Raw genomic sequence first — 10919 nt, 5'->3', positions numbered from 1 at the left:
CCGCGATGCGCGACTCCGGCGGCACCTGCGGCAGACTTGCATCCGGCGGCGGTCGCACCGGCCGCGCCGGGACGATGATTGGGGTTGGGCGTGTACCGGGTATTCGAGGCACTCGACGAGCTGGTCGCGATCGTCGAGGAAGCACGCAGTGTCCCGATGACCGCGAGTTGCGTGGTCCCGCGCGGCGACGTACTGGACCTGCTCGACGACGTCCGCGATGCGTTGCCTGCGGAACTGGACGACGCGCAGGACGTCCTGGACCATCGGGACAAGCTCATCGGCGACGCGCGGACCCAGGCCGACAAGACCGTCGCGGACGCCGACGCGGAGGCCCGCGAGACCCTCGACAACGCCCGCGCCGACGCGGACCGCATGCTCGCCGACGCGAAGGCGCAGGCGGACCGGATGGTGCAGGAGGCCCGTGCCCACGCCGACGATCTGCTGCGCGACGCCCAGGCCGAGGCCGACGACACGATCGCCGACGCCAAGGAGCAATACGAGTCCGTGACGGCCCGCGCGCAGGCGGAGGCCGACCGCATGATCGAGTCGGGCAAGGCCTCGTACGAGCGGTCGGTCGCCGACGGCGAGGCCGAGCAGGCCCGTCTGGTGTCGCAGACGGAGGTCGTGCAGGCCGCCCACGCCGAATCGGCGCGGGTCATCGATGCCGCCCACGCCGAGTCGGATCGGCTGCGGTCGGAATGCGACGAGTACGTCGATTCCAAGCTCGCCGAGTTCGAGGACGTGCTCGGCACGACCTTGCGGTCGGTCGGTCGCGGCCGGCAGCAGTTGCGGACGGGCGCCGGTGTGCCCGACTACACGGACGCCGAACGCCGGTCCGAGCGACGTCGCTGACGCATCCGGCACCCCCACGCCGGGCGATTTCGTCCCGTCCGGGTCCGTCGCGTATCGTGGAGTGGTTGCCCAGTCGCCCCGTGGGGGCGACGTCCGTCACCTGGAAAGAGGAAGAAGCATTCCCGTGTCTGCCCGCCGTCACAGCTCCCAGCATCCCGACCGGGATTCGGGTCTCGTGCTGGACGTACTCTCGCTCGGACGCCGTCCGGGCTCCATGCGCACGGTCCACACGGTGGTACCTGCGCCGTTGCGGATCGGACTCGACGCGATCGCGATCGAGGAAGGCACGGATGTGGAGCTCGATCTCCGGCTGGAAGCGGTGTCCGAGGGGGTCCTCGTCACCGGGACCGTGCGTGCCGATACAGTCGGCGAGTGCTCGCGCTGCCTCGAGCCCTTCGAGGACTCGGTGGAGCTGTACCTGACGGAGCTGTTCGCCTACCCGGACAGCGTGACGGAGCAGACCACCGACGAGGACGAGGTCTACCGCCTGGTGGACGACACGATCGACCTCGAGCCGGTCATCGTCGACACCGTCGGGCTGGAGCTTCCGTTGCGGCCGTTGTGTAGTGACGACTGCGCGGGACTGTGCCCCGAATGCGGCATTCGCCTGGCGATTGCGGAATCCGGGCACGGGCATGAGAGAATGGATCCTCGCTGGGCTGGGTTGGCAGCCGCTTTCGGCGCAGGCTCCGAAGAACCCAGCAGTGCATCCGACAGCAAGAACAACGAGGAGAAGTAGACGTGGCCGTCCCCAAGCGCAGAATGTCGCGTTCGAACACCCGGTCGCGGCGGAGCCAGTGGAACACCACTGCGCCGACGCTCGTCACCTGCCCGAACCGCGGCTGCGGCGAGAAGAAGCTGCCGCACGTGGCGTGCCCGTCGTGCGGCACCTACAACGGCCGTCAGGTGACCGCCGCCGTCTAGTTCTCGAATTCTGAGACATCGTGACGAGCGATTCGACCACCGCATCCGAGGGCGGCGAAGGGGAACACGCGTCCCTTCTCGCCGCCCTCGGTGTCGATGTGGATCCGGAGCTGCTGACGCTTGCGCTCACGCACCGCTCCTACGCGTACGAGAACGGCGGCCTGCCGACCAACGAGCGTCTCGAGTTCCTCGGCGACGCCGTCCTCGGCCTCACCGTCACCGAGAAGCTGTACCTGTCGCATCCGGACAGGTCCGAGGGTGAACTCGCGAAGATCCGGGCTTCGGTGGTGAACATGCACGCCCTCGCCGAGGTCGCGCGGTCCCTCGGTGACGGCGGTCTCGGCCCGCACCTGCTGCTCGGCAAAGGTGAGGAACTCACCGGTGGCCGCGACAAGCCCAGCATTCTCGCGGACGGCATGGAGTCGCTGCTCGGCGCCGTCCACCTGCAGCACGGCATCGACGTCGCACGCACCGTCGTGCTGCGTCTGTTCGCCGAACTCCTCGAGCGGGGTCCGCGCCTCGGCGCCGGTCTCGACTGGAAGACGAGCCTGCAGGAGCTGACCGCGGAGCGAGGCGTCGGCGTGCCGGCGTACAAGATCACCGCCACCGGCCCGGACCACGACAAGGAATTCACCGCGACCGTGATCGTCGCGGGCGACGCCCGCGGTGTCGGCGTGGGACGGACGAAGAAGGAAGCCGAGCAGAAGGCCGCCGCCTCGGCCTGGCAGAGCCTGTCCGACACCGATGCCACCCCCGCCGGCGCCGACCAGAACTGACCCGACGTGCCCGAACTGCCCGAGGTCGAGGTCGTCCGCCGCGGCCTGGACGCGCACGTCCGTGGCGCCACCATCGAGTCCGTCCAGGTGCTGCACCCGCGTGCGGTACGCCGTCACGAACCCGGCCCGCGGGATCTCGCGCTGCGGCTGACCGGGCAGACCGTGGCTGCCGTCCAGCGCCGCGGCAAATACCTGTGGCTCGTCTTGGGGCCCGCCGACGTCGCACTGGTCGTCCATCTCGGGATGAGCGGGCAGATGCTGGTCCAGCCGCCGGCGGTGCCGGACGAGAAACACCTGCGCATCCGCGCCGTTCTCGACAACGGCGCCGACCTGCGGTTCGTGGACCAGCGCACCTTCGGAGGCTGGGCCCTCGCCCCGCTCGTCGAGGTCGACGGTGCCGTCCTGCCGGAGCCCGTCGCGCACATCGCCCGCGACCCCCTGGATCCGGCGTTCGACGCGGCCGCCGTGGTGAAGGTGCTGCGCGGCAAGCACACCGAGATCAAGCGCGTCCTCCTCGACCAGACCGTCGTGTCCGGCATCGGCAACATCTACGCCGACGAATCGCTGTGGCGGGCCGGCGTGCACGGCAACCGCGCGGCCGACCGGCTCGGGGGGCCGACCCTGCGGTGGCTGCTCGACGCGGCCCGCGACGTGATGGGCGAGGCGCTCGCCCAGGGCGGTACCTCGTTCGATGCCCTCTATGTCAACGTCAACGGCGAGTCCGGATACTTCGACCGGTCGCTGAACGTCTACGGCCAGGAGAACCTGCCGTGCCCACGGTGCGGGACGCCGGTGCGGCGGGAGAAATTCATGAACCGCTCGTCGTTCAGCTGCCCCCGGTGCCAGCCGCCGCCACGGGGCGCACGGCGAGCCTGACTTCGGCCGTCCTCCGCGGCCGTCGAAGCGGTGAATCCGTCCCGCGATCCCTGCCGACCGTGCACAGTGGGAACGGCGGAGGAGGACGCACATGCGAACATCGAGGAGAGTCGTACCGGCTGCCGCGGCGGCGCTGGTAGTGGCACTCGCGGTCGTCGGATGCGGCACCGACGACTCGTACCCGAGCGAGTCGGCGCAGACGACCACCGAGGCAGCCCGGGAAACGGCCCCGCCGACCGGCACGGCCGAGTCCGAGCCGGCGGGTACCGAGACGCAGGGCACCGAGGCACAGGGCACCGAGACGACGGATGGAATCCCGGCCTATCAGCCGTCGACGCTCGTCAGCCGGGCGATCGGCTCGGCCGTCCTGACGACGTCCGACCCGATCGAGCAGGTCAGCACCTTCTACCTCGACTTCGTGGACCGGGAGGGCTGGCAGACGGTCTCCGAGAGCGTCACTCCCTACAGCACGAGTCTCACGATCAGGAAGCCGGGGAAGGGCGCCTCCATCTCGGTGTCCTCGGGCGGGGACGGGACGCTGGTCTCGATCAGCACCTATCCGTCACCCTGATCCGTCGCCCTGACGGGGCCGCCCGGCTGCCTCGGCTCGGATCCGCGCGCCGGGTGGGATACGGTGGAACCGGTGCGCCGGGAAGTCTGGTCGGCAGACGACGACTGCTGCCCGACATCCGAGGACATTCGATGACGACACCCTTCGCCCGCCTGCCGTTGCTCTCCCGTGGATCGTGGGAGGAATCCAAGCGGGTGGCCGAGATTCTCCGCAAGGAGACCGTCGGTGGTGTCCTGCTGCTCATCGGCGCGCTCGCGGCCCTGGTCTGGGCCAACACCCCGTGGTCCGACGCCTACCACAGCCTCCGCGACACCACGGTGGGGCCGTCCGCGCTGCACCTGGACCTGTCACTCGGGACGTGGGCGGCCGACGGTCTGCTGGCCATCTTCTTCTTCGTCGTCGGCCTGGAACTCAAGCGTGAGTTCGTCGCCGGCGACCTGCGGGACCTGCGGCGCGCCGCCGTGCCGATCACCGCAGCGGTGGGAGGGATGGCGGTACCCGCGGCGGTGTTCGTCGCGGTGAACCTGCGCGGCGGAGCGGACGCGCTGACCGGATGGGCGGTGCCCACCGCCACCGACATCGCCTTCGCCGTGGCCATCCTGGCCGTCATCGGGACGCATCTCCCGGCGGCCCTGCGCACCTTCCTGCTCACGCTCGCCGTCGTCGACGACCTGCTCGCCGTCACCGTGATCGCGGTGTTCTACACCGATGAGCTCGACCTGGCGTATCTCGGGCTCGCGATGCTCCCGCTGCTCGCGTTCGCCGTGGCGGTGCAGCGCGGCATCCGGGCCTGGTGGCTCCTGGTGCCGCTGGCGGTGCTCACGTGGTTCCTGGTCCACGAATCCGGTGTCCACGCCACCGTGGCCGGCGTCCTGCTCGGTTTCACCGTGCCCGTCGCCCGCAGGACGCGCACCGGCACGGAGGCCATGGCCGAGCAGTTCGAGCATCGGCTCCGGCCGCTGTCGGCCGGGGTCGCCGTCCCGATCTTTGCGTTCTTCGCCGCCGGCGTGACGATCGGTGGCCTCGACGGCCTGGGTGAGGCGCTCCGCGATCCGATCTCGGTCGGTGTCGTCGCGGGCCTCGTGCTCGGCAAGGTCGTCGGGATCTTCGGCGTCACCTACCTGATGGCCCGGTTCACCCGCGCCCACCTGGACGAGGGACTGAGCTGGCTGGACGTGCTCGGCGTCGCGCTGCTCGGCGGCATCGGCTTCACCGTCTCCCTGCTGATCGGAGACCTCGCCTACGGCGCCGGCACCGTCGCGGCCGACCACGTGAAGGTTGCGGTCCTCGTCGGCTCCCTCACCGCGGCGCTCGCCGCGTCGGTGGTGCTCCGCTCCCGGAACCGCGCCTACCGCAGGATCGCGGAGCTCGAGTCTCTCGACGAGGACCAGGACGGGATCCCGGACGTCTACCAGCACTGAACCCGGCGGGGCCTGCACGACCCAGTTCTGTGCGGGAGGAATCGGCGCCGGTCGGCGATTCCCTGGGCGGAGTGATGTCCCCCACCTAGAATGGGTGGACGGACATCGCGGCCGCATCGTGTGGACCCGGCCCCGTCCACCGGCCGCCGCGGTGTATGCGGGCGATCGGAGGTGGACGTGCATCCCTCCGAACCAGGGCGGTTGCTGCCGCGCCGGGCGCGTCGGGCGATCGTCGCCCTTCTGGTCCTCTTCGCTCTGCTGATCGCCGGACCCCGGCTGATCGCGGTGTACACCGATTGGCTCTGGTTTGGAGAGGTCGGCTACCGGGAAGTGTGGGGCACCATCATCGTGACCCGGTTGGTGCTGTTCGCCGCGGTCACGCTGGTGGTGACCGGTCTGCTCTTCGGGGTGACGGCGTGGGCGTACCGAGCGCGACCGTTGTTCGCCGTCGGCCCGGACGATCCGATCGAGCGGTACCGGATCGTGGTGCTGAGGCGCCCGAAACTGTTCGCGATCGGTATCCCGTTGCTGCTGGGACTGTTCTTCGGCCTGAGCGCACAGAGTCAGTGGGCCAGAGTGCAGCTGTTCCTCCACGGCGGATCATTCGGTAGCGTCGACGCGCAGTTCGGGTACGACGTCGGGTTCTACGTCTTCGACCTGCCGTTCTACCGGCTCGTGCTGACATGGGCGTTCCTCGCGCTGTTCCTGGCACTCGTGCTCTGCACGGCCACCCACTACCTTTTCGGGGGACTACGGCTGCCGTTCGCAGCCGGCGCCGGGGACCGTCGTGGTGCCACCGGCGCGGCGGGTGCGACGACGCGCGCCGCCCGAATCCAGATCGCCGTGCTCGCCGGGAGTTTCGTCGCGCTCAAGGCGGTCGCGTACTGGTTCGACCGCTACCAGCTGCTGTGGAGCGGCCGGAAGGAACCGACGTTCACCGGGGCCGGATTCACCGACATCAACGCGGTGCTGCCGGCTCGCCTGATCCTCGTGGCGATCGCCGTGCTGTGCGCGGCAGCGTTCTTCGCTTCGATCCTGCTGGACGACCTGCGGGTGCCGTTGATGGCAACCGCGCTGCTGGTCCTGTCGTCGATCGTCGTCGGCGGGATCTTCCCGGCCCTCACGGAGCAGTTCTCGGTGCGCCCGAACGCGGCCGATCGCGAGAGCCCGTACATCGAGCGCAACATCGCCGCGACCAGGCAGGCGTACGGGATCGAGGCCGATCGCGTCGAGTACCTCGACTATCCCGGGGTCGGAACCCGGCCGCCGCGCGAGATCCCGGCCGACGTCACCACGATCGCCAACGCCCGGCTGCTGGACCCGAACGTGCTCTCGAGGACCTTCACCCAGCAACAGCAGCTGAAGAACTTCTACGGTTTCACTCCGCAACTGGACATCGACCGGTACACCATCGACGGGGAGGTCGGCGACTACATTGTCGCCGCCCGGGAACTGTCCCCGAAGAGCCTGAGCGGCAATCAGACCCAATGGATCAACCGGCACACCGTCTACACCCACGGCAACGGATTCGTGGCGGCGCCGGCGAACCGGGTCAACGCCGCCGTCCGGGACGCAGCCGCGGCCGGAAGCGGCAGCGACAGTGGATACCCCATCTACACGGTCAGTGACATCGCTTCCCAGGCCTCCGGTCGGCAACTGATCCCGGTCGAGCAGCCGCGCATCTACTTCGGCGAGCTGATCGCGGCGTCGGACCCGGACTACGCGATTGTCGGCGGGTCCGCCGGTGCGGCGCCGCGCGAGTACGATACGGATACCTCGCAGTACACCTACACCGGCAGCGGGGGCGTGCCGATCGGAAGCTGGATCAACCGGCTGGCGTTCGCGGTCCGGTACGGCGAGCGCAACATCCTGTTCTCCGGCGCCATCGGAGCGGACTCGAAGATCATCTTCGATCGCGATCCGAAGACCCGCGTGGAACGGGTCGCGCCGTGGCTCCGCACCGACGGCAATCCGTACCCGGCGGTCGTGGACGGACGGATCGTCTGGATCGTCGACGGGTACACCACCCTGGCGCACTACCCGTACGCCCAGGCCGGCGCGTTGCCCGACGCCCACGTCAGCGATACCGGCCGGCTGCTTCCGGGTGAGCCCGTCTCCTACATCAGGAACTCGGTCAAGGCCACCGTGGACGCCTACGACGGCACCGTCACCCTCTACCAGGTGGACACGGACGACCCGGTGCTCGCGGCGTGGATGGGGGCCTTTCCCGGCGCCGTGCAACCGCCGGAATCGATCACCCCGGAACTGCGCTCCCACTTCCGTTACCCCGAGGACCTCTTCGGTCTTCAACGGGACCGGCTCGCCAAGTACCACGTCGACGACCCGCGGGAGTTCTTCACCAACAACGCGTTCTGGTCCGTCCCCAGCGACCCGACCTCCGAGGCCGTGGGGTCGCAGCCGCCGTACTACGTGCTGGTCGGTGACCGGGAGAGCTCGGCACCGTCGTTCCGTCTCGCCAGCGCGATGGTCGGGTTCAACCGCGAGTTCCTCTCCGCCTACATCTCGGTGAACTCCGACCCGGACGGCTACGGCCGGATGGAGGTGCTGCAGCTGCCGACCGACACGCAGACCCAGGGGCCGCAACAGACCCAGAATTCGATGATCTCCGACACCCGGGTGGCCTCCGAACGCACCCTGCTCGAGCGGTCCAATCGGATCCACTACGGCAATCTGCTGACGCTGCCGATCGCGGACGGCGGGGTGCTCTACGTCGAGCCCCTGTACACCGAACGCCTCACCAGCACCGCCGACGGTTCGACCTTCCCGCAACTGTCGCGAGTGCTGGTCAGCTATCGCGAACCCAGCGCCGGCGGCGTCCGCGTCGGATACGCACCCACCCTCGCCGAGGCCCTCGACCAGGTCTTCGGTGCGGGGACGGGCCGGATGGCGACGGCGCCCGGCGGCGACGCCGCGACCCCGCCACCCCCCGATCCTGCGGCGACCGCTCCGCCACCCGAGGAGGGCGCGACGGTGCCGCCACCCACCGCGCCGCCCGCAGAGCCGACCCCGGAGCAGCTCACCGCTGCCGTCCTCGAACTGAACAGCGCCCTGGCTGATCTGCGCGACGCCCAGCGCACCGGCGACTTCACGTCGTACGGCGCCGCACTCGACCGGCTCCAACGTGCCATCGACAACTTCCTGGCCGCCGGGGGCAGCCTCAACTGAGGTGTTGCTGTCCGACGCTTCTAACCTGTCAAGCGGCCGCGGTGCGCCGTGAGTCGGTCCGTGCGGTCTCTTCGTCGTAGGTGGTGTGATGAGCAGGGCAACCGTGGAGAATGCCGACGAGGCGGTTCGTCAAAGCACGATGTGGCGGGTGGCGCCGCCGGCACGGTGCCGGCCGTAGTAGGGGCGGGCGCCCGGCAGAGGCCTTGAGTGCAGCGAAGGCCTGCGGATTGAGCGCATCACCCAACCGTCGGTTCCGGGCGAGCACGACCCGTTTGATGCCGGAGGCTCGGGTCACCGGCGCCATGCCAGAGTAGTTTCCTCCGGGCTCGGACATCGGCCCAGCGTCCCGGATCATCCCCAATTTCTGCGAGCACCCAGGCACCGAGAACCACTCCCAGACCAGGCGGGCTCAGGTAGATCTCGGCGCCCGGGTGTCGACCAGAACCCGCCTTCACCTGTTCCTCCAGTCCGGCGATCTGTCGGGCCATCTCAGTAGTGACGGCGACCAATGCCGAGACGGCGGCGGCGTAGGTGTCGCCCGCACCGGCTCGGGCCGGCAGTTGCTCACTGCGCAAGCAGCGACGATCTCGGTGGCGCGAGTTCGGACGTATCGCTGTCGGCCGACTCTGCGGACCAGGGCCTCGACTCGCGTGACGGTGAATGCGAACCCCTGCTCCGGGCTGGGTGCGACGGACAGCACGGCGTGGGCATCACGTCCGGCCAAGTCGTCGAAAGCAGCCACCGCGACCGGGTAGTACTCGCGCAGCATCGACCCGGTCATGGACGTGTTGCGCTGCCGGGTCCAAATCGTCGCCCTCCATCCAGCCTCCGAATACCCTGGGAAAGAGGGAGGGATCACCGTGCGATACGACGACTGGGGCGCCCGGTCGCCGCAGTGGGCGGGGTTGCGCAGCGTGTCGACGAGCGTGTGCGGCGTGCCCGTGCACTATGTCCGAGCGGAGCCCGCGTCGACCGCGCCTCCCGACGCGCCGGTTCACCTGCTGGTGCCCCCGATGACCGGTAGCGCGAGCATGTGGCTCGATCTCGTTCCTCCCCTGCGCCGGCTCGGGCCGGTGATTTCCGTCGACCTCCCGGGGACGATTGTCGGCCACACCGGTGATCCGTATCGGCATGGGCCACGCGCGGACCTGGACGCTCGCTTCGTGGCGGCCTTCGCCCGGCAGCTCCGCCTCGAGAGCCAGGTGCTGCTGCACGGCTGGTCGACGGGTGGCCCGGTGGCGGCGCTGGCCGCCACGATGATGCCCGAGAAGACTCGGGGAGTCGTCTTGGTGGCTCCGGCGCTGCCGTGGCGCCGGACGTCACCAGCCGAGGCATTCGGGTGGCAGACGCTGGGACGTCTCGTCGTCGCAGCCGGCCCGCCCACGACACGCCTGGTGCTGCGACTGGCGGGCCGGCGCATACTGGACGCCAAGCGAACCGCGATCGAAGACGCGGGCTCCATCTCCGGTGGCCGGACCGACCTCCTCGGTGGAAACCGGGGCCGTGTCTCACGAGCACAGGTCGACCTGTGGCTCGATGACCTCGAGGCGGCCCGCGAGCACCCGGAACGGCTCGCGGGCACGGCCACGGCGTTCGCGTCGATCGTCAAAGCCATGTTCATCACGCAGAAGCCGACGAACGAGGCTCTCGATTCCGTGCAGATGCCCGTACTCGTGCTGTGGGGAAGCGACGATCACCTTGTCGACCCCACGTCGCTCATGCAGCACGCCCGACGGCCGGGCTGGACACCCCGCCCCATCGAGGACGTCGGCCACCTGCTTCCCGTCGAGGCGCCCGACCTCTACGCGCAGGCAGTCTGCCAGTGGCTCTCCAACAGCCTCGAGATTCCCGGATTCGGGCGTCCTACGTAGATCGGTGTCTTCCCGACCCCAGCAGAACGGCACCGCGGAGACCAGTCCCTCACGGCTCGGGGATCGGCCTACGCGAATCAGGCACTGACACGCCGTTGAGAACCCGCAGCTCGGAAGCACCGATAAGTGACACCGAGCAGTGGAACCTACATGAGGGCCCTGCCGTCGTCCGGCCCGCGGCCCGCCCGTCGTTCAGCCGGAGCCGCGCCCCATAGCCGCCCTCCGGCCTCCGTCAGGCGGCCGCCCGACGCGGTGGTCGCCGGGCAAACCCGTTCGGCGAGGTCCGTCTTGCCCCGATGCAGGCGATGCACGTCCTCTAGGGCGCATCCGCCGCGGCGCAGCGGCGCTTCGGGTGGGTCGCCGAACGCGCAAGGTGCCGGTGGGATCCGGCCGCGACGAGCGACCCGTGCTTGTCAACCGTCCGGTTGCTTGTTGTCGGCGA

9 protein-coding genes are annotated in these 10919 nt (G+C 69.6%); all 9 read left to right on the top strand.

All coding sequences use genetic code 11. From position 1 onward, the window contains the following. Window positions 1-90: 90 nt before the first annotated feature. On the top strand, window positions 91-852 hold the full coding sequence (locus JYA75_RS20605) for a DivIVA domain-containing protein (protein WP_165042270.1): 762 nt from the start codon (window positions 91-93) through the stop codon (window positions 850-852). A gap of 124 nt (window positions 853-976) precedes the next feature. After that, the gene (locus JYA75_RS20600) at window positions 977-1591 is read left to right on the top strand and encodes a DUF177 domain-containing protein (protein ID WP_338109686.1); all 615 of its coding nucleotides are present in this window, start codon (window positions 977-979) and stop codon (window positions 1589-1591) included. Between the two features lie 2 nt (window positions 1592-1593). Beyond that, window positions 1594-1776, top strand: a complete 183-nt coding sequence (rpmF, locus tag JYA75_RS20595; protein ID WP_003939052.1) for a 50S ribosomal protein L32 — start codon at window positions 1594-1596, stop codon at window positions 1774-1776. A gap of 20 nt (window positions 1777-1796) precedes the next feature. Next, window positions 1797-2552 carry a ribonuclease III gene (gene rnc, locus JYA75_RS20590; RefSeq protein ID WP_203329286.1) on the top strand — a complete coding sequence of 252 codons (756 nt, stop codon included), beginning with the start codon at window positions 1797-1799 and terminating at the stop codon, window positions 2550-2552. Window positions 2553-2558: 6 nt separating this feature from the next. Then, window positions 2559-3428: a bifunctional DNA-formamidopyrimidine glycosylase/DNA-(apurinic or apyrimidinic site) lyase gene (gene mutM, locus JYA75_RS20585; protein ID WP_185712699.1), complete on the top strand. Its 870-nt coding sequence runs from the start codon at window positions 2559-2561 to the stop codon at window positions 3426-3428. A gap of 91 nt (window positions 3429-3519) precedes the next feature. Next, complete coding sequence (locus JYA75_RS20580; protein WP_185712700.1) at window positions 3520-3999, top strand: hypothetical protein; 480 nt, start codon at window positions 3520-3522, stop codon at window positions 3997-3999. Window positions 4000-4193: 194 nt separating this feature from the next. After that, the gene (gene nhaA / locus JYA75_RS20575) at window positions 4194-5420 is read left to right on the top strand and encodes a Na+/H+ antiporter NhaA (RefSeq protein ID WP_037201635.1); all 1227 of its coding nucleotides are present in this window, start codon (window positions 4194-4196) and stop codon (window positions 5418-5420) included. 171 nt (window positions 5421-5591) lie between these two features. Next, window positions 5592-8606 (top strand): UPF0182 family protein, encoded by a 3015-nt coding sequence (locus JYA75_RS20570; protein ID WP_185712701.1) that lies wholly within the window; start codon window positions 5592-5594, stop codon window positions 8604-8606. 860 nt (window positions 8607-9466) lie between these two features. Then, on the top strand, window positions 9467-10477 hold the full coding sequence (locus JYA75_RS20565; RefSeq protein ID WP_185712702.1) for an alpha/beta hydrolase: 1011 nt from the start codon (window positions 9467-9469) through the stop codon (window positions 10475-10477). Window positions 10478-10919: the final 442 nt, after the last annotated feature.

This window comes from Rhodococcus sp. PSBB066 (assembly GCF_017068255.1).
Taxonomy (GTDB): Bacteria; Actinomycetota; Actinomycetes; order Mycobacteriales; family Mycobacteriaceae; genus Rhodococcus; species Rhodococcus aetherivorans.
Note: the sequence above shows the minus strand (reverse complement) of the source record. Positions and strands in the feature narration are given on the sequence as shown.

Bases quoted from the DNA above. Each gene is read 5' to 3' on its own strand.
- JYA75_RS20580 (WP_185712700.1), top strand. From the start codon at position 3,520: ATGCGAACATCGAGGAGAGTCGTACCGGCTGCCGCGGCGGCGCTGGTA.